Origin of the sequence: Nocardioides sp. zg-1230, from assembly GCF_013155335.1 — a bacterium.
Taxonomy (GTDB): Bacteria; Actinomycetota; Actinomycetes; order Propionibacteriales; family Nocardioidaceae; genus Nocardioides.
In genome coordinates, this window is the sequence record NZ_JABJQZ010000007.1 from 10,472 (window position 1) to 37,223 (window position 26,752).

Annotated in this window: 23 protein-coding genes; 16 read left to right on the forward strand and 7 right to left on the reverse strand. The window is 72.5% G+C overall.

The features are described 5' to 3' along the window. Positions 1-192 precede the first annotated feature (192 nt). Genes HOO61_RS18890 through mnhG form a run of 6 tightly spaced genes read left to right on the forward strand, consistent with a single transcriptional unit; the run spans position 193 to position 6,484 of the window. The gene (locus HOO61_RS18890; protein ID WP_253942630.1) at positions 193-3,069 is read left to right on the forward strand and encodes a Na+/H+ antiporter subunit A; all 2,877 of its coding nucleotides are present in this window, start codon (positions 193-195) and stop codon (positions 3,067-3,069) included. After that, positions 3,066-3,572, forward strand: coding sequence for a Na(+)/H(+) antiporter subunit C (locus tag HOO61_RS18895; RefSeq protein WP_172261324.1), 507 nt, complete (start codon positions 3,066-3,068; stop codon positions 3,570-3,572). Before HOO61_RS18890 ends, HOO61_RS18895 begins: the two co-directional genes overlap by 4 nt. Continuing rightward, complete coding sequence (locus tag HOO61_RS18900; protein ID WP_172261325.1) at positions 3,569-5,263, forward strand: Na+/H+ antiporter subunit D; 1,695 nt, start codon at positions 3,569-3,571, stop codon at positions 5,261-5,263. Before HOO61_RS18895 ends, HOO61_RS18900 begins: the two co-directional genes overlap by 4 nt. After that, a complete protein-coding gene (locus tag HOO61_RS18905) occupies positions 5,260-5,820 on the forward strand; it encodes a Na+/H+ antiporter subunit E (protein WP_216659141.1) in 561 nt (186 codons plus the stop codon). Before HOO61_RS18900 ends, HOO61_RS18905 begins: the two co-directional genes overlap by 4 nt. Next, positions 5,817-6,122 carry a monovalent cation/H+ antiporter complex subunit F gene (locus HOO61_RS18910; RefSeq protein WP_172261326.1) on the forward strand — a complete coding sequence of 102 codons (306 nt, stop codon included), beginning with the start codon at positions 5,817-5,819 and terminating at the stop codon, positions 6,120-6,122. The genes HOO61_RS18905 and HOO61_RS18910 overlap by 4 nt, the downstream gene beginning before the upstream one ends. Beyond that, positions 6,119-6,484, forward strand: coding sequence for a monovalent cation/H(+) antiporter subunit G (gene mnhG / locus HOO61_RS18915; RefSeq protein WP_172261327.1), 366 nt, complete (start codon positions 6,119-6,121; stop codon positions 6,482-6,484). Before HOO61_RS18910 ends, mnhG begins: the two co-directional genes overlap by 4 nt. Before the next feature lie 24 nt (positions 6,485-6,508). On the opposite strand, the gene HOO61_RS18920 is transcribed toward mnhG, so the two are convergent. Next, positions 6,509-7,843 (reverse strand): calcium-binding protein, encoded by a 1,335-nt coding sequence (locus HOO61_RS18920; protein WP_172261328.1) that lies wholly within the window; start codon positions 7,841-7,843, stop codon positions 6,509-6,511. Positions 7,844-7,958: 115 nt separating this feature from the next. On the opposite strand from HOO61_RS18920, the gene HOO61_RS18925 reads away from it, so the two are divergent. The 3 genes from HOO61_RS18925 (at position 7,959) to HOO61_RS18935 (ending at position 10,108) form a co-directional block, all read left to right on the forward strand. Then, positions 7,959-8,798 carry an aldo/keto reductase gene (locus tag HOO61_RS18925; RefSeq protein ID WP_172261330.1) on the forward strand — a complete coding sequence of 280 codons (840 nt, stop codon included), beginning with the start codon at positions 7,959-7,961 and terminating at the stop codon, positions 8,796-8,798. A 25-nt stretch (positions 8,799-8,823) separates the two neighbouring features. Beyond that, positions 8,824-9,534: a peptidylprolyl isomerase gene (locus HOO61_RS18930; RefSeq protein WP_172261332.1), complete on the forward strand. Its 711-nt coding sequence runs from the start codon at positions 8,824-8,826 to the stop codon at positions 9,532-9,534. A gap of 112 nt (positions 9,535-9,646) precedes the next feature. Beyond that, complete coding sequence (locus tag HOO61_RS18935; RefSeq protein WP_172261333.1) at positions 9,647-10,108, forward strand: GyrI-like domain-containing protein; 462 nt, start codon at positions 9,647-9,649, stop codon at positions 10,106-10,108. Here the strand turns inward: HOO61_RS18935 and HOO61_RS18940 are convergent. Beyond that, positions 10,098-10,529 carry an OsmC family protein gene (locus HOO61_RS18940; RefSeq protein WP_172261334.1) on the reverse strand — a complete coding sequence of 144 codons (432 nt, stop codon included), beginning with the start codon at positions 10,527-10,529 and terminating at the stop codon, positions 10,098-10,100. The genes HOO61_RS18935 and HOO61_RS18940 overlap by 11 nt on opposite strands. Before the next feature lie 86 nt (positions 10,530-10,615). Further along, a complete protein-coding gene (locus HOO61_RS18945) occupies positions 10,616-10,759 on the reverse strand; it encodes a hypothetical protein (protein WP_172261335.1) in 144 nt (47 codons plus the stop codon). Between the two features lie 173 nt (positions 10,760-10,932). Between HOO61_RS18945 and HOO61_RS18950 the strand changes: the two genes are divergently transcribed. From HOO61_RS18950 to HOO61_RS18970, 5 genes are all read left to right on the forward strand, one after another. Continuing rightward, positions 10,933-11,757 (forward strand): formate dehydrogenase accessory sulfurtransferase FdhD, encoded by an 825-nt coding sequence (locus HOO61_RS18950; protein WP_367650256.1) that lies wholly within the window; start codon positions 10,933-10,935, stop codon positions 11,755-11,757. A gap of 101 nt (positions 11,758-11,858) precedes the next feature. Further along, positions 11,859-13,043 (forward strand): exonuclease SbcCD subunit D, encoded by a 1,185-nt coding sequence (locus tag HOO61_RS18955; protein WP_172261336.1) that lies wholly within the window; start codon positions 11,859-11,861, stop codon positions 13,041-13,043. Then, positions 13,040-16,021, forward strand: a complete 2,982-nt coding sequence (locus HOO61_RS18960) for an AAA family ATPase (protein ID WP_172261337.1) — start codon at positions 13,040-13,042, stop codon at positions 16,019-16,021. Before HOO61_RS18955 ends, HOO61_RS18960 begins: the two co-directional genes overlap by 4 nt. Positions 16,022-16,080: 59 nt before the next feature. Beyond that, positions 16,081-17,601, forward strand: coding sequence for a TldD/PmbA family protein (locus HOO61_RS18965; protein ID WP_172261338.1), 1,521 nt, complete (start codon positions 16,081-16,083; stop codon positions 17,599-17,601). After that, positions 17,601-18,998: a metallopeptidase TldD-related protein gene (locus HOO61_RS18970; protein ID WP_172261339.1), complete on the forward strand. Its 1,398-nt coding sequence runs from the start codon at positions 17,601-17,603 to the stop codon at positions 18,996-18,998. The genes HOO61_RS18965 and HOO61_RS18970 overlap by 1 nt, the downstream gene beginning before the upstream one ends. A 10-nt stretch (positions 18,999-19,008) precedes the next feature. Here the strand turns inward: HOO61_RS18970 and HOO61_RS18975 are convergent, their stop codons facing one another. After that, positions 19,009-20,292: a serine hydrolase gene (locus HOO61_RS18975; RefSeq protein WP_172261340.1), complete on the reverse strand. Its 1,284-nt coding sequence runs from the start codon at positions 20,290-20,292 to the stop codon at positions 19,009-19,011. Next, positions 20,292-23,153, reverse strand: a complete 2,862-nt coding sequence (gene gcvP, locus HOO61_RS18980; RefSeq protein WP_367650257.1) for an aminomethyl-transferring glycine dehydrogenase — start codon at positions 23,151-23,153, stop codon at positions 20,292-20,294. The genes HOO61_RS18975 and gcvP overlap by 1 nt, the downstream gene beginning before the upstream one ends. A gap of 423 nt (positions 23,154-23,576) precedes the next feature. On the opposite strand from gcvP, the gene HOO61_RS18985 reads away from it, so the two are divergent. Both HOO61_RS18985 and HOO61_RS18990 read left to right on the forward strand, forming a co-directional pair. Beyond that, the gene (locus tag HOO61_RS18985) at positions 23,577-23,774 is read left to right on the forward strand and encodes a hypothetical protein (protein WP_172261343.1); all 198 of its coding nucleotides are present in this window, start codon (positions 23,577-23,579) and stop codon (positions 23,772-23,774) included. A 276-nt stretch (positions 23,775-24,050) separates the two neighbouring features. After that, a complete protein-coding gene (locus HOO61_RS18990; RefSeq protein ID WP_172261344.1) occupies positions 24,051-24,878 on the forward strand; it encodes a hypothetical protein in 828 nt (275 codons plus the stop codon). Between the two features lie 580 nt (positions 24,879-25,458). Here HOO61_RS18990 and HOO61_RS18995 read toward each other — a convergent pair. Further along, positions 25,459-26,025: a MerR family transcriptional regulator gene (locus HOO61_RS18995; RefSeq protein ID WP_172261455.1), complete on the reverse strand. Its 567-nt coding sequence runs from the start codon at positions 26,023-26,025 to the stop codon at positions 25,459-25,461. 243 nt (positions 26,026-26,268) lie between these two features. Then, entirely contained in the window at positions 26,269-26,736 is a 468-nt protein-coding gene (locus HOO61_RS19000; protein ID WP_172261345.1) for a bifunctional nuclease family protein, read from the reverse strand. Between the last annotated feature and the right edge of the window lie 16 nt (positions 26,737-26,752).

Sequence of the window (26,752 nt, forward strand, 5' to 3'; positions counted from 1 at the left end):
AGCGTCGGCTTATCGCCGATAACTGACATTATGTCAGATAGTGTAGATCGGGGGGTTACACGGATGTGATCCCCCGAGATGGGGTCCGTCCCCCATCTTTCCCCTGAGGGCCTTCGAGCGGCGGGATCGCGCGAACGACGCCTGTAGGTTTTGCAGCACTGCCACCCACGACGAGGACCACCGCCTGTGCTGATGCTGATCGCCGCGCTGTTCGCGGCGGCAGTGATGTCCCCGTGGTTGCTCCTGCGTGCCGGCAGACGAGCGTTCCTGGGCATCGCGCTGCTGCCGCTGGCCGGAACCGTGTGGATCGCCGCCCGAGGTGCTGTCGTGCGCGACGGCCAGACGCTCGTCGAAGTCCACCCGTGGGTCGGCAGCATCGGCATGGACCTCGCGCTCGCCATGGGCACGCTCCAGTGGGTGATGGCGCTCATCGTGCTCGGCATCGGCGCGCTCGTGCTGGCCTACTGCGCGTGGTACTTCGGAGACGACGAGCCGGGCGTGCCCCGCTTCGCCGGCGTCCTGGTCGCTTTCATCGCCTCGATGCTCGGCCTGGTCCTGGCCGACGACCTGCTGCTGCTCTACGTCTTCTGGGAGCTGACGACGGTCTTCTCCTTCCTGCTGATCGGCCACGACTCCGAGCGGCGGGCGAGCCGACGTGCCGCCATCCAGGCGCTGGTCGTGACGACGTTCGGCGGCCTCGTCCTGCTCGTCGGCGCGATCGTCGTCGGCCACGCGGCCGGGACGTTCCGGATCACCGAGATCCTGGCCGACCCGCCCGGTGGGACCGCCGTGACGGTCGGTGTCCACCTGCTGCTCGTGGGGGCCGTCAGCAAGTCGGCCCTGCTCCCCTTCCACTTCTGGCTGCCGTCGGCCATGGCCGCCCCGACCCCCGTCAGCGCCTACCTCCACGCGGCGTCGATGGTGAAGGCGGGCGTCTACCTCGTCGCGCTCCTCGCCCCGGCGTTCGCCGGCGTGGCCGGGTGGCGCACGGTGGTGCTGGTGCTCGGCCTCACGACGATGGTCCTCGGCGGCGTACGCGCGCTCCGCCAGCACGACCTCAAGCTGCTGCTGGCCTACGGCACGGTCAGCCAGCTCGGCTTCCTCGTGCTGGTCCTCGGCACCGGCACCCGGAGCGCGATGCTCGCCGGCCTCGCCCTCCTCGTCGCCCACGCGCTGTTCAAGGCGACGCTCTTCCTGGTCGTCGGGATCATCGACCACAGCACCGGCACCCGGGACCTGCGCGAGCTGAGCGGCCTGGCCCGCAGGCTGCCCGTCCTCGCCGTGACCGCGACGCTCGCCGCTGCGTCGATGGCGGGACTCCCCCCGCTGCTCGGCTACGTCGCCAAGGAGAGCGTGCTCGTCGCGCTCGTCGACGTCGCCCGCGAGGGTGACGGCACCGGGATCGGTACGACGACCGGGTGGCTGCTGCTCGCCGGTGTGGTCGTCGGCTCGGTCCTGACCGCCGCCTACTCCGCTCGCTTCATCTGGGGCGCCTTCGGCACCCGGGAGGTCGACGCCCCCGTGGCGGTCCACTCCCCTTCGCCCGCCTTCGTCGTCGCGCCGGTCACCCTGGCCGCTCTGTCGCTGGTGCTCGGCCTGCTCGGCGGTCCCCTCACGTCCCTGCTGGTCCCGCAGGCGGAGGCGTTCCCGCCCGGCGCCCACGACCCCGAGCTCACGCTCTGGCACGGCGTGGGACTCCCCCTCGTCCTCACGCTCGTCACCCTGACCGCAGGTGCAGCGCTCTTCGTCGCTCGCGAGCCCGTCGCCCGGGCGCAGGCCGCCCTGGCCCACGACTGGAGCCTGGAGCGGGCCTACCGCGGCGGCATGCGCCGGCTCGACCGCACGGCCGTGGAGGTGACCGGTGTCGTGCAGCGCGGATCGGCGGCGGCGTACCTCGCCATCATCCTGGTCGTCCTCGTCCTGCTGCCGGGATCCACCCTGGTCGGCAACCTCGACGACGTACGGGTGACGGCCTGGGACAGCCCCGCGCAGGCCGTCGTCGGCCTCGTCGTCGTCGCGGCGGCCGTGCTGACCGCGCGGTCACGTCGCCGCATCCGGGCCGTCCTGCTCGTCGGCGTCACCGGCTACGGCACGGCCTTCCTGTTCGTCCTGCAGGGCGCCCCTGATCTCGCGCTGACCCAGGCACTGGTCGAGACGCTGACCGTGGTGGTGTTCGTCCTCGCGCTGCGGCGGCTCCCGGAGTACTTCACCGACCGCCCGCTGAGCCGCCAGCGCTACCTGCGGATCGCGCTCGGCGTCGCCGTGGCGGTCGTGACCGCCGGCTTCCTGCTCGTGGCGGGCGCTGCGCGCACCGCCGACCCCGTCTCGCTGTCGCTGCCCGAGCAGGCGCTGGAGTTCGGTGGGGGCGGCAACATCGTCAACGTCGTCCTCGTCGACACGCGCGCCTGGGACACCCTCGGCGAGCTCGCGGTGCTCGTGGCCGCGGCCACCGGCGTGGCCAGCCTGGTCTACGTCAACGCGCGCGGCGCCGACATCCGCCGCGTGCACGACATCCCCTACCCCGCAGGCGTGGAGAAGGTCGCCACCGGTCCCGGGCGCCGGGCCTGGCTGCCCGGATCGCGCACACTGCCGCCCGACAAGCGCTCGATCGTCTTCGAGGTGATCGTCCGCCTGCTCTTCCACACACTGGTCGTCATCTCGATCTACCTGCTGCTGGTCGGTCACAACGAGCCCGGCGGCGGGTTCGCCGCTGGCATGACCACCGGGCTCGCCCTCGTCGTGCGCTACCTCGCCGGCGGCCGCTACGAGCTCGACGAGGCCGCACCCGTCGACGCCGGTCGCCTCATCGGGGCCGGACTGGCCGTGGCGGCACTGGCCGCCCTCCTGCCGATGGCCTTCGGAGGCGTGGTCCTGCAGTCGGCGGTCGTCGACCTGCACCTGCCACTGCTCGGCGACCTGCACCTGGTCTCGTCCGTCCTCTTCGACGTCGGTGTCTACCTCGTCGTCGTCGGGCTGGTGCTCGACCTGCTGCGCGCCCTCGGCTCCCACATCGACCGCGACATCCAGCGCTCCCGGCGCGAGGCCCGGACCGAGGCGGAGGCCGCATGACCGTCAACCTGACCCTCGTCCTCGTCGCCGCGTCGCTGCTCGGCTGCGGTGTCTACCTCGTGCTCGAGCGCAGCCTGTCGCGCGTGCTGGTCGGCATCGTCATGATCGGCAACGGCGTCAGCCTCTCCTTCATGGTCGCCGGCGGGCCCGCCGGGCGCGCCCCGATCGTGTCCAAGGGCGGCGACACCACCGGCCTCACCGACCCGCTCCCCCAGGCGATGGTGCTGACCGCCATCGTCATCACCCTCGCCACCACGGCGTTCGTGCTGGCCATGGCCTACCGCAGCTGGCAGCTCAACGGCCACGACGACGTGCAGGACGACATCGAGGACGACATCGTCCGCCGGCTGGCGCTCCGCGACGTGACGTCGGAGGCCTACTCCGCGACGACCTCCGACTACCCCGGTGACGACTCGAGCGGCGACCCCGGTCAGGGACCGGACGACGACCCGCTGGTCGCCGACGCCGCCGAGACGGCCGAGAGGGAGGCGAGGTCGACGTGAACGCCCTGGTCCCCCTGCCGGTGCTGCTGCCGATCCTCGGCGCCGGCGCGTCGCTGGCGTTGCTGCACCACCCGCGGATCCAGCGCTGGCTCAGCCTGACCGTCCTCGGCTCGGTCGTCGTCGTGGCCGCGGTGCTGCTGGTCCAGGCCGACCGCCACGGCCCGCAGACCGTCTGGATCGGCGCCTGGCCCGAGACGCTCGGCATCGTCCTGGTGGCCGACCGGCTCGCGGCCCTCATGTTGCTGGTCAGCGCGGTCGTCACGCTCGCGGTGCTCGCCTACTCCGTCGGACAGGGCATGACCGAGGACGAGGAGGGCGCACCGATCTCGGTCTACCACCCGACCTTCCTCGTGCTCGTGGCCGGCGTCGCCAACGCGTTCCTCGCCGGCGACCTGTTCAACCTCTTCGTCAGCTTCGAGATGCTGCTGTTCGCCAGCTACGTCCTGCTCACCCTCGGCGGGACGGCTGCCCGGGTCCGCGCCGGCACCATCTACGTGCTGGTCAACCTGCTGTCCTCGACCCTCTTCCTCATCAGCCTGGCGGTGACCTACGCCGCCACCGGCACGCTCACCCTCGCCCACCTGGCCCAACGGCTCGCCGACCTGCCCGACCACGTGTCGCTGATGATCCAGCTCCTCCTGCTGACGACGTTCGCCATCAAGGCGGCCGTCTTCCCGCTGTCGCTGTGGCTGCCGGACAGCTATCCCACCGCGCCCGCGCCGGTGACGGCGGTCTTCGCCGGCCTGCTCACCAAGGTCGGCGTCTACGCCATCCTGCGGGTGCAGACCCTGCTGTTCCCCGACAGCCCGCTCACCGACCTGCTGCTGTGGGCGGCGCTGCTGACGATGATCATCGGCATCCTCGGCGCGATCGCCCAGTCCGACATCAAGCGCATGCTGTCCTTCACGCTCGTCAGCCACATCGGCTACCTGATCCTCGGCATCGCGCTCGACAGCCGCACGGGAACCGCGGGCACGACCTTCTACGTCGTGCACCACATCACCATCCAGACCGCGCTCTTCCTCGTCCTGGGCCTCGTGGAGCGACGCGCCGGGAGCACCGCGCTGATGCGCATCGGCGGGCTGGCGCGGATCGCCCCGCTGCTGGCCGTGCTGTTCTTCGTGCCGGCGATGAACCTCGCCGGGATCCCCCCGTTCTCCGGCTTCATCGGCAAGGTCGGCCTGTTCCAGGCCGCACAGCTCGACGGCAGCCCGCTCGCCTGGACCCTGGTCGTCGCCGGCGCGGCGACCAGCCTGCTGACGCTGTACGCCGTCGCGAAGACGTGGGCCGTCGTCTTCTGGCGCACGCCGCTGGAGGCCCACGAGGCGCTCGAGGCGATCGGCACCAGCTCCGCGGAGCCGGTCCCCGGGCACGACACCGGCGCCGTACGCGTCCACCGCGGGCACGTCCACACCGCAGCCGGCACCGTGTCGCGCAGCGACATCGAGGAGGCCCGCCGGCTCGGCGACGACAACGAGCCCGAGCGTGACTTCCACACCCTGATCGAGGCAGGCGACGACAACCGTCACGCCCCCCTCGGCATGCTGCTCCCGGCCGCCGGGCTGGTCACGGCCAGCGTGCTCCTGACGGTCGTCGCCGGGCCGCTCTACGCCTTGGGCGACCGCGCGGCCGACGACCTGCACGAGCGCACCCCCTACCTCTCCTCCGTCCTGACCGAGGAGCACCCGTGAGCCCGGTCATGCGCACCCGTCGCGACGGGTCCACGCGTCCCGCCCGGCACCGGGCCGTCCAGCCGCTCGCGGTGGCGTGGCTGCTCGTGGTCTGGCTGGCGCTCTGGGGCGACGTGACGCCGATGCTCCTCGTCGGCGGCGTGCTGGTGGCCGTGCTGGTCTGCCTGACCTTCCCGCTCCCACCGATCGACCTCGGGTCCTCGGTGCGCGTGCTGCCACTCCTGGGCGTCGTCGCGCGCTTCCACCTCGACGTCGTGCGCGCCAGCGTCCAGGTGGCCGGCGTGGTGCTGCGGCGCCGACCCGTGCGCAACGCGGTGGTCGCGGTCGACCTCGAGACGACGTCCGACTTCCTGATGACCCTCGTGGCCTCCATGCTGTCGCTGATCCCCGGGTCGGTCGTCGTCGAGGCCCGCCGGTCCACCCACACCCTCTACCTCCACGTCCTCGACGTGCCGGACGCCGCGGCCGCCGAAGAGTTCCGCCGCACCGCTCTGGCCCTCGAGCAGCGCCTGCTGCGGGCGCTGCCGCCGCGACCCACCGCCCCGGAGGCCCGATGACCGTCGTGCTCGTGCTCGGCGCCGCGATGCTCACGGCCGCCGCCGCCCTCCTCCTCGTACGCCTCACCGTCGGCCCGACCATCCTCGACCGGAGCGTCGCGCTCGACGTCCTGGTCGCGGTCACCGTCTGCGCGACGGGCCTCCACGTCGCCCACTCCGGCGTGACCTACGCGCTGCCGATGCTCGTCGTGCTGGCCGGCTGCGGCATGGTCGGCGCGGTCAGCGTCGCCCGCTACACCAGCCGGAGCGACGACCTCGAGGCCGGGGACCGCGACGACCCGGGCACCGGTGGTCTGCGATGAGCTGGACCGTCGTGGCCGACCTCGCCGCTGCCGTGTGCATCCTCCTCGGCGCGCTGCTCGCCCTCGTCGCCGCCATCGGCGTCGTCCGCATGCCCGACCTGCTGAGCCGCATGCACGCGGCCACCAAGCCCCAGGTCCTCGGCACGGTGCTGGTGATGACCGGCGTCGCCCTCCGCCTGCGCGAGCCGGGCGTCGTCGGGGTGCTCGTCCTCATCGTGCTGCTGCAGATGGCCACGAGCGTGGTGTCGAGCCACATGGTGGGCCGTGCCTCGTTCCGTGCGGGGCAGGTCCGTCGCGACCTGCTCGTCGTCGACGAGCTCAGCGACGGACCTGCCCACGAGGAGCCCCGCGGCGCCCCGTGAGGCCGGCTGACGCAACCCCGGGCGTCAGCGGCGCACCTCGCACTGGCGCAGCTGCTCCCCGTCGACGCACCGGTCGCGGCCCGCGCCCCCCACGAGCGCGTCGCGGCCGGGACCACCGTCGAGGAGGTCCGCCTTCCGGCCACCCACCAGCTCGTCGCGTCCGCCGCGACCGAACGCCGTGATCCGCATCGAGCCGTTCGCCGACAGCCCGTCGCGTCCGGCGCCGCCGCGGTAGGTCAGACGACCGCGCGGCCCGGAGAACGACAGGCCCTCCGCGCGCTCGTAGGCGAGCCGCTTGCGGCCGTCGGCGGTGATCTTGCCGCGGGGCACGTCGACGACCCATCGGGTGCCGGGGTCGAACTCCGCCTTGCGTGCCGTCAGCCGGACCACGTCGCGTCCGGGACCGCCGTCGACCTCGTGCCCCTTGCGCCGCCCGATCTGGGCGTCGATCTCGTCACCGGCAGCACCGCCGTGGGCACTGACACCGATCCCGGCCTCGACGTAGTCCCGTCCCCGGCCGCCGCCCAGGCTGCTGCCCCGCCCCGTTCCGAAAAGCGCGTCCTTGCCACGGTCGCCGAAGACCCGGTCGCGGCCCAGGACCGACAGGACGTAGTCGTCGTCGCCACCGGCACGCACGACGTCGTCTCCGGGCGCGACGCTCCGGTCGTAGACCTGCATCGTCTGCGGGCCGACCCGGTCGGGCTCCAGCACGTCCTCGCCGCCGCGGCCGACGATGGTGTCGTCACCGCCGCCGCCCTGGATGGTGTCGCGCACGTCCGACCCGACGAGCACGTCGTCGAAGGCGGAGCCGATCACGCCCCCGGACCACCGCGGCACCACGATCGTGTCGGTGCCCTCCCCGGTCGCCCGGCCGGTGGAGAGGTCCACCGAGACCGGACCGGCGGCGTCGCGGTAGGACACCCGGTCGTACTCGCCCGGCCCGTCCCACGACCCGTCCTCGGACTGCGGGTCGTCGCCGAGGTCGACGAAGTCGTCCCCGGGCCCGGGGACGAGGAGGTCGCCCTGGTAGGAGTCCTCCGGGAAGTACTCCCCGTCGAGGCCGCCGAGGAGCCGGTCGTCGCCGGGGCCGCCGACGAGCGTGTCGCGGCCGTCGAGGCCGCAGATCGTGTCGTTGCCCGCTCCCCCGTCGATGACGTCACCGGCGTCCGTCCCGAGGATCACGTCGTCACCGGCGGTGCCGGTGGTGGCGACGCCGGCGACGGCGACGATCGTCGGCACCTTGCCGTCGCAGGTGGCGGCGGCAGCGGCCGGCGTACCCGCTCCGGCGGCGATGCCGAGCGGTGCTACGAGGGCGAGGACCGGGACGAGTGCGGAGCTGAGGCGTGAGGTGCGTGTCAAGGAGTCCTCCGTGATCGGTGTCGTGGCCCGTATCGGGCCCGTGCAACGAGTGTGATGCGGCCCGCCGACAAAAGGTTGCCGGAGTCGGTCACCCGGGAGCGCCTACCGTGAGGACATGGCCCACATCCCGACGTACGAGCTCAACGACGGCACGACCATCCCCGCCATCGGCTTCGGCACCTACCCCCTCAAGGGCGACGACGGCACGGAGGCGATCCGCACCGCCATAGAGGCCGGCTACCGGCTGGTCGACACCGCGGTGAACTACGAGAACGAGGTGGAGGTCGGCGAGGCCATCCGCCGCTCCGGTGTCCCCCGCGACGAGCTGGTGGTGGCCAGCAAGATCCCCGGCCGCCACCACGCGTACGACGACGCGATCCGGTCCGTGCGCGAGTCGCTGGACCGCCTGGGGCTCGAGCGCACCGACCTCCACCTGATCCACTGGCCCAACCCGAGCCAGGGGAAGTACGTCGAGGCGTGGCGGGCACTGGTGCAGCTGCAGCAGGACGGGCTGGTGCGCTCCATCGGCGTCTCCAACTTCACCGAGGAGCACCTCGAGCGCATCATCGACGACACGGGCGTGACGCCGGCGGTCAACCAGGTCGAGCTGCACCCGCGCTTCCCGCAGGAGCACATGCGCGAGGTCCACGATCGCCTCGGCATCCGCACCGAGGCGTGGAGCCCGATGGGTAAGCGGCGCGCCCCTCTGGAGGAGGACGCCGTCCGGGCCGCCGCCGAGGCGCACGGCGTCTCCCCGGGCCAGGTCATCCTCCGCTGGCACGTGCAGCTCGGCTCGCTCCCGATCCCCAAGTCGGCCGACCCCGCCCGTCAGGCCCAGAACCTCGACGTCTTCGGCTTCGAGCTCAGCGACGCCGAGGTCGCTGCCGTCTCCGGGCTCGCCGAGCCCGACGGGCGGCTCTTCGGCGGCGACCCCGACGCCCACGAGGAGATGTGACGGGCCGCTGGCTACCATCACCGGCATGCTGAAGCGACTGGCCGCCGTGGCCGCCTGCCTGTCCGTGCTCGCCCTCTCCGCCTGCGGCAACGAGGCCGACGGGACGGACACCGCGACGGACCCCACGTCGGAGACGTCGGAGTCCTCGCAGTCATCGGGGGCCTCGGGCGAGACGACCACGTGCGAGTACCCCGAGGACGGCCAGGAGCCGGCGCGCGAGGTGGAGGCCCCGGAGGCCGAGGCCCCGTCGGAGGGCACCGTGCCCGCGACGATCACCACCAACTTCGGCGACATCGGACTCAGCCTCGACGCGGCCACCGCGCCGTGCACGGTGAACTCCTTCGTCTCGCTGGCCGAGCAGGGCTTCTACGACGACACCCCGTGCCCGCGCATCGGCGACCAGGAGGGATTCGGCATCCTGCAGTGCGGCGACCCGACCGGCACCGGGTCCGGCGGCGCCGGCTACTCGTTCGCCGACGAGCTGAGCGGCGACGAGACCTACCCGGCCGGCACCCTGGCGATGGCCAACGCCGGCCCCGACACCAACGGCTCACAGTTCTTCCTGGTCTTCCGCGACTCGCAGTTCGCGCCCAACTACACCGTCTTCGGCACCATCGACGAGACCGGCCTGGAGACCATCGACGCGATCGCGGCCGAGGGCAACGACAACGCCCACCCGGCTGGTGGCGGCGCGCCGAACAAGGACGTCACCATCGAGAGCGTCACGGTCGGCTGACCGGTCCGGTCGGCTGACCGCTCCGCTCGGCTGGAGTCCCGGGTGGCCATCCCCCGTCGACGGGACCTTGGGCCCTCCCCTCCGTGAGCGGGGTCGCGGCAGGGTCGGTGCCATGGAGCACGAGATCACCGTGGTGGACCTGAGCGAGCAGCCGACCGCCGTCGTCAGGGGGCGGGCGTCGCCGGAGAGCATCTCCGACGTCCTCGGTCGCACGTTCGAGGCGGTCGCCCGTGCGGCCGCCGACCAGGGTCGCCGCCTCGCCGGGCCCCCGTTCGCCCGCTATCGCACGATGGACGAGTCGGGCTGGGAGCTCGAGGCCGGGTTCCCGGTCGACGCACCACTCGTCGCCGACCGCGAGGTCGAGCCGTCCAACCTCCCGGCGTGCCGGGCGGCGCGCCTGGTGCCCACGGGACCGTACGACACCCTCGGCGAGGCGTGGGGCGAGGCGTCCACGTGGCTGGAGGAGCACGGCTACGTCGCCACCGACGCGCCCTGGGAGAGCTACCTCGACGAGCCCGAGGTCCCCGAGCCGCGCACCCTCATCCTGATGCCGTGCACCCGGGTCACCGGCTGACCGTCTCGTAGTCGATTCCGGCGCCGAGCTGCACGGTCCGCGAGACCGTGCACAGCCGATCGCGCGACATCTCGATGGCCGCCTGCACGCGGTCGCGGGCGGCGTCACCCTCGGGACCCTCGGGGAAGTCGACGTCAAAGGACAGCCGGATCCCGGTGAGGTGGTTGCCGTCGGCGTCGCGCACCTTGTGCCCCTCCGCGTGGACGTCGAAGGTCGTGCTCGACGCGCGCTTGTGGGTGATGGCCTCGACGTCGAGCGCGCTGCACCCGGCGATCGCAGCCAGCAGCAGCTCGACGGGGGTGAAGTCGGGGTCCTCTCCCCCGGTCCCGAAGAAGGTCTCACCACCCCGGGCGTTGGTCGCCTTGAACCGGGCCGGCCCGATGCGGGTGAGCTCGACGCTGCGCAGCATGTCGTCCGTCATGACGAGCACCCTGCCAGAGCGCAGGCTCCGACAGGGTGCTCGGTCCCCGACGGTGGGGTCTCCGCGAAGCGTCCTGCTGAGGGGGGTCAGCGAGTGGTACGACGCGCGGCGCGCCGGGCGCGGCGCTCCTCACGGCGGGCGATCTCCACGTTGCGCAGGAGCGCGCGGTCCTCGGCGGAGTGCGCTCGGGTGTCGACGAGGCTGAGAGCCAGGTGCAGCTGCGGGTTCATGGAGATCTGTCCTTCCGAGGGCATCCGGCCCTCCCGTGGTGAGCAAACTGGTGTAAGAACTAGCCGCTCCGTTGCGGCTCTTACATCCTACGGATCAGTAGCATCCGGTCCGGCATCTTCGAAGGGGTGATCTCGGCCACCGGCCGGCCCCGGTCCCCGGCTAGTGTCGAGGGGTGACGACCGACCGAGCGCGACGCCCCGGCCCCTCGGTCCGCACGCGCGTGGTGGAGCACGGCGACGGGCAGGAGGTGCGGCGCGAGGACCGGCTCATCACCGAGGAACCGCTCGAGATCCGGGTGCGCTCGGGGTCGTACGGACCGCAGCGGGCCTGGGTGACGATGCGGACCCCCGGGCACGACTTCGAGCTCGCCGCCGGCTGGCTGGTGAATGAGGGACTGGCCGCCCCCGGTGCGATCGCCCAGGTCGCCTACTGCACCGACCTGGACCTCGCGCCCGAGGAGGAGTTCAACGTCGTCACCGTCACCGTCACCGGCGCCACCGTGCTCCCCCACCGGCACGAGGCCGCATCGGCGGGGTCGTCGGCCTGCGGGGTCTGCGGCAAGGACAGCGTGGTCGAGGCGCTGGCCACCCGGACGTCGCGTCCGTGGTCGGGTCCGCGTCCCGAGGCGTCCGTCGTACGACGCCTGCCGCAGGCGCTGCGCGAGCGCCAGACGCTGTTCGAGCGCACCGGGGGGGTGCACGCCGCCGGGCTGGCCGACGCGGACGGGACGCTGACGGTGGTCCGCGAGGACGTCGGCCGGCACAACGCCGTCGACAAGGTGGTGGGCGCCAGGGTGCTCGCCGGCGGACCGGTCGCCGCCGCGTGCCTCGTGCTCAGCGGGCGCGTCGGCTTCGAGCTCGTCCAGAAGGCCGCGGCCGTCGGCATCGGCTCGATCGTGGCGGTCGGTGCGCCGACGAGCCTGGCCGCCCGGCTGGCCGCCGAGGCGGACATCGACCTGTGGGGCTTCACGTCTGCGGGGCGCACCGTGCGCTACTGACCCGTCGTCCTTGACCCGTCGTCCATGACTCGGCGCCCTGGTTCGGCGGCGGACGGCGTGGTGGAGCGGCCCTGTCGGTGCCGCGATCTAACGTCGTCCCCGTGCGCATCCTCCACACCTCCGACTGGCACCTGGGGCGGTCCTTCCACCGAGAAGACCTCCTGGGCCACCAGGGTGCGTTCGTCGACCACCTCCTCGAGGTCGTCGCCGCCGAGGAGGTCGACGTCGTCGTGGTCTCGGGCGACGTCTACGACCGCGCCCTGCCCCACGTCGACGCGGTCGCCCTCGCCGACGAGACCTTTGCCCGACTGGCCGCCTCCCGCGCACGCGTGGTGGTCAGCAGCGGCAACCACGACAGCGCCCGCCGCCTCGGCTTCGGCTCGCGCCTGATGGACGCCGCCGGCGTCTTCGTCCGGACCGACGCGTCCTCCGTCGGCACCCCCGTCGTGCTCGCGGACCGGCACGGCGACGTCGCGATCCACGCCATCCCCTTCCTCGACCCGTCGGCGCTGCTCGAGCCCTGGGGCCTGGCGCGACGCAGCCACGAGGCCGCGCTGGCGGAGGCCATGACGCGCGTGCGGGCCGACCTCGCCGCCCGTCCCACGACGACCCGCAGCGTGGTCCTCGCGCACGCCTTCGTCGCGGGCGCGACGCCGTCCGAGTCCGAGCGCGACATCAGCGTGGGCGGCGTCTCCCGGGTCGCGACCAGCGTGTTCGACGGCGTCGACTACACCGCGCTCGGCCACCTCCACGGCCCGCACGTCCTCGACGAGCACCTGCGCTACTCCGGCTCCCCGCTGGCCTACTCGTTCTCGGAGGCCGACCAGGTCAAGGGGTCGTGGCTCGTGGACCTCGACGGCGCGGGGTTCGCGTCCGCGACCTGGATCGACGCCCCGGTGCCGCGCCGGCTGGCCCGGCTGTCCGGCACGCTGGAGCAGCTGCTCGGAGACCGCGCGCTCGCCGCCCACGAGGGCGACTGGGTGCAGGCCACCCTCACCGACGAGCGGCGCCCGCTCCGCGCGATGGAGCTGCTGCGACGCCGCTTCCCGCACGCGCTCGTCCTGCAGTTCCCCGCACCCACTCCCGACGTCCGGACGCCGCCGCGGCCCGCCCCCGGCACCAGCGACCACGCGATCGCGACCGACTTCGTGCGCCACGTCCGGGGCTCCCAGGCCACGCCTCAGGAGTCCGACCTGCTCCGCGAGGCGATCGACGCCTGCTGCCACGACCCAGACCAGGACGTGGTCGTCGGCGCCCCCGTCAGCGCGGCGGGCGGTGCCACGTGAGGCTGCATCACCTCAGCGTCGTCGGCTTCGGTCCGTTCGCCGACCCCGTCTCGATCGACTTCGACGCGCTGTCCGACGCCGGGCTCTTCCTGCTCAGCGGTCCGACGGGAGCCGGCAAGTCCAGCATCCTCGATGCCGTCTGCTTCGCGCTCTACGGCGACGTCCCCGGCGACCGCGCGGCCGCCAAGCGGCTGCGCTCCGACCACGCCGCCGACGACGTCGCTCCCCGGGTCGTGCTCGAGGCGACCCTGTCCGGGAGGCGGGTCCGCATCGACCGCTCCCCCGCGTGGACCCGACCCAAGAAGCGCGGCACCGGCACCACCACCGAGCAGGCACGCGTCGTCATCTCCGAGCGCCGCCCGGCCGACGACGGCCAGCACCTCTGGCACCCCCTCAGCACCCGCCTCGACGAGACGGGCCACCTCGTCACCCGGCTGGTCGGCATGACGCTGCCGCAGTTCTGCCAGGTCGCCATGCTCCCCCAGGGCCGCTTCCAGGCCTTCCTCCGCGCGCGGTCCGAGGAGCGGCACGCGCTGCTCCAGCAGGTCTTCCAGACCGGTCGCTTCGACCGCACGGAGCGCTGGTTGCGCGACCGACGGGTCGCGCTGCGACGCGACTCCGAGACCCACCGCAGCACGGTCGCCGACCTGGTCAGCCGCGTGAGCGAGGTCGGCGACGACCGGGCGCCCGACGACTGGCAGTCCCACCCCGCCGGGCTCGACGACTGGGTCACCGGGCTGGGCGAGGCGGCCGCGTCGGCATCGGTCGAGCAGGCGGCACTCACGGCGGCGGCTGCGGCGGCCGAGGCCGCTGCTGCGGCCGCCGAGGCCGCGGCCGTCGAGCTCGCGGCACGGCAGACCACCCACGCCGCGGCCCTTCGCGACCGCGCGGCGCTGGAGGCCGACGCGCCGGAGCACGCCGCTCGTGTCCGCCGCGTCGACCGGGCGCAGCGTGCCGCCGCAGCCCGCTCGCTCCACGACCTCGCGGTCGCCTCGCGCACCGAGGCCGACGGGATCGAGCAGCGTCTGCGGGTCGCGGTCACCGAGCTGGGCGCGCTGCTGGGTGCGCCGACGACCGACGACGCCGCGGTCGACCACCACCGTGCGGCCACCCGCGTCCTCGACGACCTCGCGCGCGTGCGCCCGCTCCGGCGCCAGGTCGCCGAGCTGGAGTCCCGGCTCCACGAGACCACAGCCAGCCGTCGCGGGATCGCGGTCGAGCTCGACCGGCTGGCAGACCGGGAGGAGCAGGTGCCGCTGGCCCTCGCCGACCTCGAGCCCCGCCTCGCGGCCGCCCACGGGTCGGCCGCCGAGGTCGCGACCCTCGACCGCGAGCTGGAGGTCCTCCGGTCACGGGTGCGGGCCGCACGCTCCGCCGAGGAGCTGGCGACCGAGCTGGCGGCGGCCCAGCGCGACCTGGGTGCGGCGACGCAGACGCGGCTGCTCGCCCGCGAGGCTCTCGTCGAGATCCGCGAGCAGCGGCTCGACGGCATGGCCGCCGAGATCGCGCGCAAGCTCGCCGTGGGTGGGTGCTGTCCCGTGTGCGGCTCGGCCGACCACCCCTCCCCCGCCGCACCTGCGTCCGGTGCCCCCGACGAGGCAGCCGAGCGCGACGCCCGTCGGGAGGTGGACGACCTCGAGGTCGTCGTGGAGGCCCACGCCCAGCAGGTGCGCGGGCTCGAGACCCGGCTCGCCACCGCTCGGGCCGAGGCCGGCGACACGATCGACCGACTCGTCACCGCGGAGGCCGACCTACGAGCCCGCGTCGAGGGCGCGCGAGCCGCCGTGGAGGGCCTCACGGCCCTGGTCGCCCAGCACGACACGTTGCTCCTCGAGCGCGACGACCTCGCCCGTCGACGCGAGGCGCTCACCTCGTCCGCCTCCCAGCTCGACACCGACACCGCCGTTCTCGACGCGCGCCTCGACGCGCTGCACGAGCAGGTCCGCGCCGTCCTGCCCGACGACGCCGACCTCGACGCCCTGACGGCACACCACCAGCAGGTCGCGACCCTCTCCCGGCGCTGCATCGACACCACCGCAGACCTCAGACGAGCGCGCGCCGCGTCGACGAGCACCGAGGAGGCCGCCGACCGCGCGGCGGCGGAGGCAGGGTTCGGCTTCGCCGCCGAGGCCGCGGCCGCCTGGCTCTCCGAGGTCGACCTCGACTCACTCCTTGCGACGATCGAGCAGCACGAGCGCGAGCTCGCCCGCACCGGGGAGCTGCTCGCCGACGACGACCTCGTCCGTGCCGCCGGGGCAGCGGCGCCCGACCTCGAGCAGCTCGCCGAGGCCCACGGCCGCGCTAGGGAGGCAGCGGCGACTGCGCGCCACCGTGACCTGGTCCTGCGTGAGCGCCTGCACCGCCTGAGGGGTCTCTCGGGCGAGGTCCGCACCGCGCTCGCCGCGTGGGATCCGGTTCGCTCCGACCTCGACCTGGTCGCCGACCTCGCGGCCCTGGTCGAGGGCAAGCACCCCGACAACCGCCACCAGATGCGCCTGTCCGCCTATGTCCTGGCCCACCGCCTCGGGCAGGTCGTCGAGGCCGCCAACCTGCGCCTCTCCACGATGAGCGACCGGCGCTACTCCCTCGTCCACACCGGCCAGCGCGGTGCCGGGGAGACGCGCGGCGGCCTCAGCCTGCTCGTCCGCGACGACTGGACCGGCGACAGCCGCGACCCCGCGACCCTCTCGGGCGGCGAGACCTTCGTGGTCTCGCTCGCGCTGGCGCTCGGGCTCGCCGACGTCATCACCCAGGAGGCCGGTGGCGCCGACCTCGACACCCTGTTCGTCGACGAGGGCTTCGGCTCGCTCGACGCCGAGACCCTCGAGGACGTGATGGACACCCTCGACACCCTGCGCGACGGCGGCCGGGTGGTGGGTGTCGTGAGCCACGTACCGGAGCTCCAGACCCGGATCCCGACGCAGCTCCGGGTCCACCGCGGTCGCACCGGCAGCCGCACCTCGCTCTCCCTCGCGTAGCCGCGCGGCGCCGGAGTCGCTGCCGATGGCGGGCGCGCGGCTCGGCTAGGTTCGTCCCCATGAGTGCGCCCGGGCTCGACCCGACCTTCAGCGACCTGCCGCACCGCCGGCTCGGCGAGGTGGCCCTCGCCCGGGCCCAGGAGCTCGGTGCGAGCCACGCGGACTTCCGCTTCGAGCGCAACCGCTACCAGTACCTCGGTGCCCGCGACGGCGTCCTGCAGACCGCGAGCGACGCCGAGGACCTCGGCTTCGCCGTCCGGGTCGTGCACGGCGGCGCCTGGGGCTTCGCATCCGGTGTCGTCCTGACCGACGACGAGGCCCGCCGCGTCGCCGAGACGGCCGTGGCGGTCGCCACGGTGGCAGCCGCGATGACGACGACCCCGGTCGAGCTCGCGCCCGAGCCGGTGCACGACGACGTCACCTGGGTGTCGGGCTACGACATCAACCCGCTCGACGTACCCACGCCCGAGAAGGCGGCCCTCCTCGTCGACTGGACCGAGCGGCTGCGCACGGGTGCTGCCGTCGCCCACGCCACGGCCTTCCTGCAGCAGGTGCAGGAGAACAAGTACTACGCCGACCTCTCCGGCACCCGGACCACGCAGCAGCGGGTGCGGCTGCAGCCGGGCTTCGAGGCCACGGGCGAGGACGAGCAGACCGGCATCTTCGACTCGATGGCCTCCATCGCGCCGCCGGTCGGGCGCGGGTGGGAGTACCTCACCGGGGCGCACTGGGACTGGGACGCCGAGCTCGCCGAGGTCCCCGAGCTGCTCGCCGAGAAGCTCAGGGCGCCCACCGTGGAGGCCGGGACCTACGACCTCGTCGTGCACCCCTCCAACCTGTGGTTGACCATCCACGAGTCCATCGGCCACGCCACCGAGCTCGACCGCGCGCTGGGCTACGAGGCCAACTACGCCGGGACGTCGTTCGCCACCTACGACAAGCTCGGCACTCTGCAGTACGGCTCGCCGGTGATGAACGTGCGCGGTGACCGCACGCAGGAGCACGGCCTCGCCACCGTCGGCTACGACGACGAGGGCGTGGAGACCCAGGAGTGGGACATCGTCCGCGACGGCGTGCTCGTGGGCTACCAGCTCGACCGCTCGATGGGCCACCTCAAGCCCGAGCTCAACGCAGGCCGCTCCAACGGCTGCGCGTACGCCGACTCCCCCGGCCACGTCCCGATCCAGCGGATGGCCAACGTGTCGCTGATGCCCGGCACCGACGAACTCAGCACCGACGACCTCGTCTCGCGCGTCGAGCGCGGCATCTACGTCGTGGGCGACAAGTCGTGGTCGATCGACATGCAGCGCTTCAACTTCCAGTTCACCGGCCAGCGGTTCTACAAGATCACCGACGGTCGGCTGGACGGGATGCTGCGCGATGTGGCCTACCAGGCCACCACGACCGACTTCTGGGGCTCCATGGAGGCCGTCGGCGGCCCGGACACGTGGGTCCTCGGCGGGGCGTTCAACTGCGGCAAGGCCCAGCCCGGGCAGGTGGCCGCGGTCAGCCACGGGTGCCCGACCGCGCTCTTCCGCGGCGTCAACATCCTCAACACCATCGACGAGGCAGGCCACTGATGACCTCCACCCGGTACACCCCGCAGCAGCTGGTCGAGCACGCACTCGCGACCTCGACGGCCGACGACTGCATCGCGATCGTCCGCGACATCACCAGTGCCAACCTGCGCTGGGCCAACAACACCCTGACCACCAACGGCGTGATGACCGAGGTGTCGGTGACCGTGGTGAGCTTCGCCGCGGTCCAGGGCGGCGTGGCGACGGGATCGGTCTCCGGCAGCGCCTCGACGCCGGAGCAGGTCACTGCGCTCGTCGACGCCGCTGACGCCGCCGCACGAGCGGGCTCCCCCGCCGAGGACGCAGCCGAGCTCGTCGCAGACGCCACCTCGCCCGACTGGGACACCGAGGCCGAGACGACCGACATCGGGGTGTACGACGCCTTCGCGCCCGCACTCGGCGAGGCGTTCGCCCAGGCCACCGCCGAGGACCGGTTGCTCTACGGCTTCGTCAACCACGACGTCGCCACCACCTACCTGGGGTCGAGCCGCGGCCTCCGGCTGCGGCACGTGCAGCCGACCGGCCACTACGCGTGCACCGGCAAGGACACCTCGCTCACCCGCAGCGCGTGGACCGGGGGCGCGACCCGTGACTTCCGCGACGTCGACGCCGCGGCGATGGCCGCCACGGTCGCCCAGCGCCTCGCCTGGGCCGAGCGACGCATCGACCTCCCGGCCGGGCGCTACGACACGATCCTGCCGCCTTCGTCGGTCGCCGACCTCATGATCGACGCCTACTGGGGTGCCGGCGCGCGCGTGGCCCACGAGGGCGAGTCGGTCTACAGCCGCCGCGGCGGGGGCACCCGGATCGGTGACAAGGTCGCGGCTCCGGGCGTCAGCCTGTTCTCCGACCCGGCACAGCCGGGGCTGGAATGCGCGCCGTTCGTCATCGCCGGCGCGTCCGACAACACCGACTCGGTCTTCGACAACGGGCTCGCGCTGGAGCGCACCGACTGGATCCGTGACGGCCTGCTGACCGGGCTGCTCCAGACCCGCCACTCGGCCGGCATGACCGGCCAGCCGGTCACCCCGATGATCGACAACCTCGTCCTCGAGGTCGGCGGCGGCGCCGGGACGATCGAGGACATGGTCGCCGGGACGCAGAGCGGACTGCTGCTGACCTGCCTGTGGTACATCCGCGAGGTCGACCCGCAGACGATGCTCCTCACCGGCCTGACCCGCGACGGTGTCTACGTCGTGGAGGACGGCGAGATCGTCGGCGCCGCCAACAACTTCCGCTGGAACGAGAGTCCCATCGACCTGCTCAACCGCTTCAGCGCCGCCACCGCGACGGTGCCGAGCTTCAGCCGCGAGTGGGGCGACGACTACTTCTCCCGCACCGCCACCCCGGCGCTGCGGATCCCCGACTTCAACATGTCGAGCGTGTCGCAGGGCGTCTGACGCGCCCGGCTCAGCGCGGGTGCCCGCCCGGCACGTCGACCTCGGGGTCGTAGGGCGTGCGGGTGTAGACGAACGTCGCACACTCGAGGTGGTGGACCGACCCGTCGGGACGGCGTACGACGTCGAGCCGCTCGCCGCGGTGGTAGCCCGAGACGCCGACCAGCGTGCCATGGACCGGCTCGAAGCGGTCGGTCACCACGTTGCCCCGGGCCATGGCGCGCAGCTCCAGCCCGTCGTTGTGCCAGCGGACGTCGTAGGCGGTGTTGCCCCAGAACCACAGTCCCGGCACGCCCGCGGCCTCGGGCGGGACGACGACCGTGGGGCGCCACGGTGCCGGGCGGGCGTCGTCGGCGTCGGGGTCGCCCTCGATGAGCGAGACGGCGAGCTCGCGCGGGTCGATTCCGGTGGTCGCGTTGGCGAGCACGACGGCACCGATGCCGCTGTCGGGGTCGACGTGCAGCGCCGCCAGGAAGCCGGGCATGGAGCCGTTGTGGCCGACCAGCCGGCCGCCCGGATGGACGCCCAGCATCAGCCCGAGCCCGTAGTCGGGGGTGACGGGTCGCTGCATCTCCTCCAGCGACGACGACCGGACCACGTCGGGGCGGGCGCCGCCGAGCACCTGGCCCCACGTCACGAGGTCGGCAAGGGTGGACCACAGCTGGCCGGCCGGGGCCATCGCCCCCGTGTCGGTGAGCGGCTCGTGCACGCGGACCCCCGTGAAGTGGTCCACGCTCCAGCCCGGCTGGGCACCCGGGCGCGGCAGGTACGACGTCGCCCGCATGCCGAGCGGCTGGAGCAGACGCTCGGCGACGAGGGCCCGCCACGGCGCGCCGAAGCGCCGCGCCACGACCTCCCCGAGCAGGCCGTAGCCGAGGTTGGAGTAGTGGAACCAGGCGCCGGGAGGCGCCACGCGACCACTGCCGTCGTTGGCCGCGGCGAGGGCGGCGAAGTCCCCGCCCCGAGTGCGCTCCCACCACGGCCCGCGGGGCTCGCTCTGCATCCCGGACGCGTGCGCGAGCGCCTCGCGGACCGTCACCTCGCCGTAGCCCACGTCGCCCAGGTGGGCGGCGAGCGGGTCGTCGAGGTCGAGCAGCCCCTCGTCGCGGGCCTGCACGACCAGGACGGCCGTCATCGTCTTGGTGATCGAGCCGACCCGGTACTGGCCGTCCAGCCCGGGCGCCTGCCCGGCGCCGCCCACCCACACCGCGCCGTAGCGGTCGAGGACGGCGCCGACCACCGACGTCAGCCGGCCCTCGGCCTGCGCGACGTCGAGCAGGCGTTGGCGCTGGCTCATCAGTCGGCGAACGCCTCCGGCGGCGGGCACGCGCAGACGAGGTTGCGGTCGCCGTAGGCCTGGTCGATGCGGGCCACGGGCGGCCAGTACTTGTCGGGGTCGATCCCGCCCGGGAACACGCCGACCTCGCGGGAGTAGGGGCGGTCCCACTCGCCGACGAGCGCGCGAGCCGTGTGCGGAGCGTGGCGCAGCGGCGAGTCCTCGGGGCTCCACTCCCCCGCCTCGACGCGGGCGATCTCGCGGCGGATGGCGATCATCGCGTCGCAGAACCGGTCGATCTCGGCGAGGTCCTCGGACTCGGTGGGCTCCACCATCAGCGTCCCCGCCACCGGGAACGACATGGTCGGCGCGTGGAAGCCGTGGTCGACGAGCCGCTTGGCCACGTCGTCCACGCTCACGCCGCTGGCCTTGGTGATGCCTCGCAGGTCGAGGATGCACTCGTGGGCGACGAGGTCGCCGTGGCCGCGGTAGAGCACCGGGAAGTGGTCCTCGAGGCGGGTGGCGATGTAGTTGGCCGACAGCACGGCGACGGCGGTCGCACGGGTCAGGCCCTGCGCGCCCATCATCCGGATGTAGGCCCACGTGATCGGCAGGATGCCGGCCGAGCCGTAGGGCGCGGCGCTGATGGCGCCGATGCCCTGCCGCTTCTCGGCCTCCGGGTGCCAGTCGTGGGAGGGCAGGTACGGCGCCAGGTGGGCGCGCACCGCCACCGGGCCGACGCCGGGGCCGCCGCCGCCGTGCGGGATGCAGAACGTCTTGTGGAGGTTGAGGTGGGAGACGTCGCCGCCGAACTCGCCGGGGCGGGCCCAGCCGAGGAGCGCGTTCAGGTTGGCCCCGTCGACGTAGACCTGCCCGCCGTGGTCGTGGACGATCTTGCACAGGTCGGTAATGGTGTCCTCGTAGGCCCCGTGCGTGGACGGGTAGGTCACCATGATCGCGGCGAGCGTGTCGGCGTGCTGGTCGCACTTGGCGCGGAGGTCGTCGAGGTCGACCGAACCGTCCTCGGCTGCCGCCACGACGACGACCTTCATCCCGGCCATGACCGCGGACGCGGCATTGGTGCCGTGCGCCGAGGACGGGATCAGGCACACGTTGCGCTCGACGTCGCCGTTGGCGAGGTGGAAGCCGCGGATGGCCAGCAGACCGGCGAGCTCGCCCTGCGAGCCGGCGTTGGGCTGCACCGAGACCTTGTCGTAGCCGGTGACCTCGGCCAGCCACCGCTCGACGTCGTCGACGAGCTCGCGGTAGCCGGTGGCGTCCGCAGCGGGCGCGAAGGGGTGCAGGTCGGCGAAGCCGGGCAGGCTGATCGGCTCCATCTCGGTGGTCGCGTTGAGCTTCATCGTGCAGGATCCGAGCGGGATCATGCCGCGGTCGAGGGCGTAGTCGCGCGAGGACAGCCGGTGCAGGTAGCGGAGCATCTGCGTCTCGCTGTGGTGGGAGTTGAAGACCTCGTGGGTGAGGTAGTCGGTGGTGCGGCGGAGCTCCTCGGGCAGGCCCGAGTCGGCGCTGTCGCCTCCGGGCGCGACGCCGAACGCGCGCAGCACGGCCGCGACCGTCGACGGGCTGGTGCGCTCGGACGTCGACAGGCCGACGTGGTCGGCGTCGACGAGGCGCAGGTGCAGCCCGACCTGGCGGGCGGCCGCCACGACCTCGCCGGCGCGTCCGGGCACGGCCACGGTCAGCGTGTCGAACCACGTGTCGTTGACGACCTCCGCTCCCCCGGCGCGCAGTGCGTCGGCGATGCGGCTGGCGTGGTCGTGGGTGCGTTGCGCGATCCGGCGCAGGCCCTCGGGGCCGTGGTAGACGGCGTACATCGAGGCCACCACGGCGAGCAGCACCTGCGCGGTGCAGATGTTGGACGTCGCCTTGTCGCGGCGGATGTGCTGCTCGCGCGTCTGGAGTGCCAGGCGGTAGGCCGGACGACCTTCTGCGTCGACCGACACCCCCACGAGGCGGCCCGGCAGGTGTCGTTCGAGACCGGCCGACACCGACATGAAGCCGGCGTGCGGGCCGCCGTAGAAGAGGGGTACGCCGAAGCGCTGCGAGGAGCCGACCACGACGTCGGCGCCGAGGGTGCCGGGGGCCTCGAGCAGTGCGAGCGCCAGGATGTCGGCCGCCACGACCGCCAGGCCGCCACGCTCGTGTACGGCGTCGATGACCGGCCGGGGGTCGCGGACCGCACCGGACGCGCCGGGGTACTGGACCAGCACGCCGCACAGGTCGCCGTCGGGCAGTCCGTCGCCCAGGTCCGCCACCACGACCTCGATGCCCATCCCCTCGGCCCGGGTGCGGACCACGTCGATCGTCTGGGGCAACGCGTCCGCGTCGACGACGAACGGTCCGGTCGCGTTGCGCTTCGCGCGGCGTACGAGCGTCATCGCCTCCGCGGCGGCGGTGCCCTCGTCGAGGAGCGAGGCGTTGGCGGTGGGGAGGCCGGTCAGGTCGGCCACGACCGTCTGGAAGTTGAGCAGCGCCTCGAGGCGACCCTGGGAGATCTCCGGCTGGTAGGGCGTGTAGGCGGTGTACCAGGAGGGGTCCTCGAGCACGTTGCGCCGGATCACCGGGGGCGTGATCGTGGCGTGGTAGCCCAGGCCGATCATCGCCTCCGCCGGACGGTTCTGCGAGGCCAGGGTGCGCAGCGCGCGCGCCGTCGCCTCCTCGTCGAGCGGGTCGGGAAGGTCGAGCGCAGAGGCCGAGCGGATGCCACCCGGCACGGCCGCCGCCATGAGCGACTCGAGCGACTCGTGACCGATCGCCTCGAGCATGTGGGCGACGGCTGCGTCGTCCGGGCCGAGGTGCCGGGCGACGAACTCGCCGAGCGAGTCGGTGGGTCCGGCGGCGGTCGGGGTGGTGTCGGGCACGAGGGGCTCCCTGAGGTCGCGTCGCTGACCTCCCCCTCTGTCAGCCCGGTGACCTCCAGAGTGCCAACCCATGCGGTCCGGGTGCCTGAGAGGTTCCGGGGACAATCCCCCTACTGAACATTTCAGGGTTCTGGGCCCGCACCAGGCGAGCTGGGGCGATCGTTACTACAGCCCGATTCAATCACCTCGTCCCAGGTGTCCCGTCATCAGCCGGAACGGGCGGGTGGGGTGGGCAGTTGCCTACTGATCGTCGGGCTGTTGAGCCTTCCAGCTCAACTGCCACATCGTCGCGAAACGCACTGGGTCGCTTGAGGTCAGCGCGACGGCTTCTTGCACCGTCCACGACCAACCCTGAAGGGGGGTTCTGCCATGCCCAAACAGCCGTGGGTCGTTGCACCCCACGAACTCACTCACGCTCAGGGCGTGCGCATTGCGGTCGCTCTCGCGATCTTCAAGGCCGAGTGCGCCGCTCTCGACGCTGGCCTGTCACTCCCGGAAGTGCAGGCGCAGGACTGGCTGGTCGTTGTCGAGGGGGATGAGGCTGGCTCGCGGAGGATGATCCCGGACATCGCATCAACCTCAACCTGCTCAGCACGTTCGTCAAAGCGCGCGCCGAAGTGAGCGTCTCCCCAAGACCGCGCCGCGCACTGCGCTTCAGCATAGCGTCGACAGAGACGACCGAGTGCTCAAGGTGCTTCGCGACGCGGCAGACACCGTAGGAGCCGATGTGACTTGCTTGCTCGCCACTACAGTGCTCACTTTTCACGGAGATTCGTCGAAAGTCGCGACAATCCCCGGCCCCGTATGAAGACTGGGTCCCTGCGCATCACCGCATGCGTAACGGGGGCTCGTTCTCGGGTCTCTTCGCGCGCGCTATCACACGATAAGGAAGACCTCATGAAGAGAATCATCGGCTGGCTCGCGCTGGCCATCACGCTGGCGCTGGCGCCGGCCACCGCTGCCCAGGCAGCAGATGCCACGCCGGAGCGCCAGGAGCGCGCTGGCGTCAACGCCGACGCCAAGGTGACCAACGCTCGTTACGGCACCGGCTACTTCACGGTCGGCAACGTGACGCTGCCGGCCACGGGTGGCTGCTTCGATCACCCGCACCGCCTCGACGTCAACATCGGCTACGAGACGGACGGCTGGTTCGTGTCCGTCGAGGTCAACGGCCCCAACGGCTGGGTGGACAGCTGGGTCTCGGAGGTCTACTGGGACGACTGGGGCGCCTCCTACTTCGAGGAGAGCGCGTTCATCTGCTCGTCCCTGGACGGTCCCGGCACCTACACAATCACCGGCACGCTGCACACCGTGAACAACGGCAGCTCCACCGTCGTCGAGCAGGCGCTCACGCCGGCCACGTTCACGGTCAGCCCGTACGTCGCCCCGGCGCCGCCCCCGCCGCCCGCGCCGACCACTCCCCCGCCGCCCCCGGCCCCGGTCCCTGCCCCGGTCGTCTACGCGGACGTCAAGGGCTCGGTCAGCAAGAAGATGGTCACTCGCGGGGTCAAGTTCACCTTCAAGGCGAAGCCGATCCCGGCCGGCGCGCAGATTCGCAACAAGCTCAAGTGGACCATCATCAAGGATGACAAGGTCAGTTCGTTCACTCAGAAGCCCGACACCAAGCGGATCAAGACGATCACCTTTGCCAAGGGCAGCGGCGCGCACAAGGTCAAGGTGCTCCGCAACGGCAAGGTCGCCACCAAGGTGACGGTCCGCACGTAGCCCATTCCAGCCAGGGGTCGTTGAGCATTCTGAGCAGCGCCCCGAGTGAGAATCCAATCCACTCGGGGCGCTGCTACGTCCTCAGCCTGCCGCGACGGCGAGCCTCAACTCTCCGCGGAGCAGCTGCGTTAGCCCCATGCCCAGGAATCTCCGCCCCGCCCGCTCGCTTTCCTGCCCGCCTATGGGGGTAATCGCCGAGCACGCGGCTGAAGAGGTCCGGTTGGTGAAAGTCCTGGGGCGACAGCGACCAAATTAAGTGTGCCTCGTGCGACTGCTCCGTGACGATCGGAGGTGGTCAGCGCCCGATGGCGGCACATGCGGACGAGCGGAAGGCCGCCTAGTGCCCTGCAGACGACGTTCCAGCGGAGCGACCCCGCCCCTTGAATGTTCTTCAGTACGGGGGGATGTAGGAGGAATTGCCCCTTCGGCGCACGACGTCCGGTCCGGGGACCGTGCGCCGCGACTCTCCCGCATGGGATGTCGGCGTCGTCGAGTCTAGCGGGACCGCCCGGAAATGGCCGAGGCCGCCCGGTGTCCGGGCGGCCTCGTCGGAGGGTCGTGTGGGGAGGCGGCGGTGCGGTCAGCCGGTCTGCCGCGCTGCGCGGCGGGCAGCGAGCTCGTCGTCGGGCGACGGCGCCGCCTGCTCCGCGGTGCGCTCGGAGGGCAGCTCAGCGAGGGTGCCCTCGATCTCGCGCCAGACACCGCCGATCGCTATGCCGAAGACGCCCTGGCCGCCCTGGAGGAGGTCGATGACCTCGTCGTTGCTGGTGCACTCGTAGACCGAGGCGCCGTCGCTCATCAGCGTCACGCGGGTCAGGTCGTCGGTGCCGCGCTCACGGAGGTGGGCGGTGGCGGTGCGGATCTGCTGGAGCGAGATGCCGGCGTCGAGGAGACGCTTGACGACCTTGAGGATCAGGATGTCGCGGAAGGAGTACAGCCGCTGCGAGCCGGAGCCGGCGGCACCGCGCACGCTGGGCTCGACGAGCCCGGTGCGGGCCCAGTAGTCGAGCTGGCGGTAGGTGATGCCGGCGGCGTTGCACGCCGTCGGGCCGCGGTAGCCGGCGTCGCTCGGGAGGGGCGAGACGTCGTCGTCGAAGAGCAGGCCCTGCTCCTCGGCGAGGTCGGCGGCCTCGGCCGCAGCCTTCATGCCGGCGGCGTCAGCGCCGTTCTCGTTCTCGTTGCTAGCCACAGTGACCCTCCAGGTCAGTTCCTCCGCTGAGCGGTAACTCCTGGGGGAAGGGCCCGCCCGGCGCCGGAGGAACCGACAACCACAACGGTGGAGTTACAACAGAGACAGTTCAAAGTAGGCCCGATCCGGCGGGTTGTCCATCCATGGAGCGGCGTGTCGCAACCCTCAACGTCAACATGAGGGTCAGGGTTATGAGGCGGGTCAGTGCGCCTCGAAGTCGTCGGGTGACACGTGGTCGAGGAACTCGCGGAACCGCTCGACCTCGTCCTCCTGCTCGGCAGGCACCGCCAGCCCGGCCTCGTCCAGGACGGCCTCGGCGCAGACGATGCGCGTGCCGGTGCGCAGGGCGAGCGCGATCGAGTCGGAGGGGCGGGCGCCGACCTCCGCGCCGCCGTGGAAGACGAGCTGGGCGAAGAACACCCCGTCCTTCATGTCGACGATCCGCACCTCGTCGAGGTGCTGCCCGGTGGCCTCGAGCACGTCGCGCATCAGGTCGTGCGTCAGGGGCCGCGGAGGGGTGACGCCCTGCTGGGCGAAGGCGATGGCCGTCGCCTCGACCGCGCCGATCCAGATCGGGAGGTAGCGCTCACCCGTGGCCTCGCGCAGCAGCACGATCGGCTGGTTGGAGGGCATCTCGACGCGGACACCCACGACGTCCATTTCGCGCATGCGTCCACACTACTCA

Bases quoted from the DNA above. Each gene is read 5' to 3' on its own strand.
- HOO61_RS18930 (WP_172261332.1), top strand. From the start codon at position 8,824: ATGCTGAAGCGACTGGCCGCCGTGGCCGCCTGCCTGTCCGTGCTCGCC.
- HOO61_RS18970 (WP_172261339.1), top strand. From the start codon at position 17,601: ATGACCTCCACCCGGTACACCCCGCAGCAGCTGGTCGAGCACGCACTC.
- HOO61_RS18945 (WP_172261335.1), bottom strand. From the start codon at position 10,759: ATGAACCCGCAGCTGCACCTGGCTCTCAGCCTCGTCGACACCCGAGCG.
- HOO61_RS18940 (WP_172261334.1), bottom strand. From the start codon at position 10,529: ATGACGGACGACATGCTGCGCAGCGTCGAGCTCACCCGCATCGGGCCG.
- HOO61_RS19000 (WP_172261345.1), bottom strand. From the start codon at position 26,736: ATGCGCGAAATGGACGTCGTGGGTGTCCGCGTCGAGATGCCCTCCAAC.
- HOO61_RS18935 (WP_172261333.1), top strand. From the start codon at position 9,647: ATGGAGCACGAGATCACCGTGGTGGACCTGAGCGAGCAGCCGACCGCC.
- HOO61_RS18895 (WP_172261324.1), top strand. From the start codon at position 3,066: ATGACCGTCAACCTGACCCTCGTCCTCGTCGCCGCGTCGCTGCTCGGC.
- HOO61_RS18995 (WP_172261455.1), bottom strand. From the start codon at position 26,025: ATGAAGGCTGCGGCCGAGGCCGCCGACCTCGCCGAGGAGCAGGGCCTG.
- HOO61_RS18925 (WP_172261330.1), top strand. From the start codon at position 7,959: ATGGCCCACATCCCGACGTACGAGCTCAACGACGGCACGACCATCCCC.
- HOO61_RS18890 (WP_253942630.1), top strand. From the start codon at position 193: ATGCTGATCGCCGCGCTGTTCGCGGCGGCAGTGATGTCCCCGTGGTTG.
- HOO61_RS18975 (WP_172261340.1), bottom strand. From the start codon at position 20,292: ATGAGCCAGCGCCAACGCCTGCTCGACGTCGCGCAGGCCGAGGGCCGG.
- mnhG (WP_172261327.1), top strand. From the start codon at position 6,119: ATGAGCTGGACCGTCGTGGCCGACCTCGCCGCTGCCGTGTGCATCCTC.
- HOO61_RS18910 (WP_172261326.1), top strand. From the start codon at position 5,817: ATGACCGTCGTGCTCGTGCTCGGCGCCGCGATGCTCACGGCCGCCGCC.
- HOO61_RS18990 (WP_172261344.1), top strand. From the start codon at position 24,051: ATGAAGAGAATCATCGGCTGGCTCGCGCTGGCCATCACGCTGGCGCTG.
- HOO61_RS18965 (WP_172261338.1), top strand. From the start codon at position 16,081: ATGAGTGCGCCCGGGCTCGACCCGACCTTCAGCGACCTGCCGCACCGC.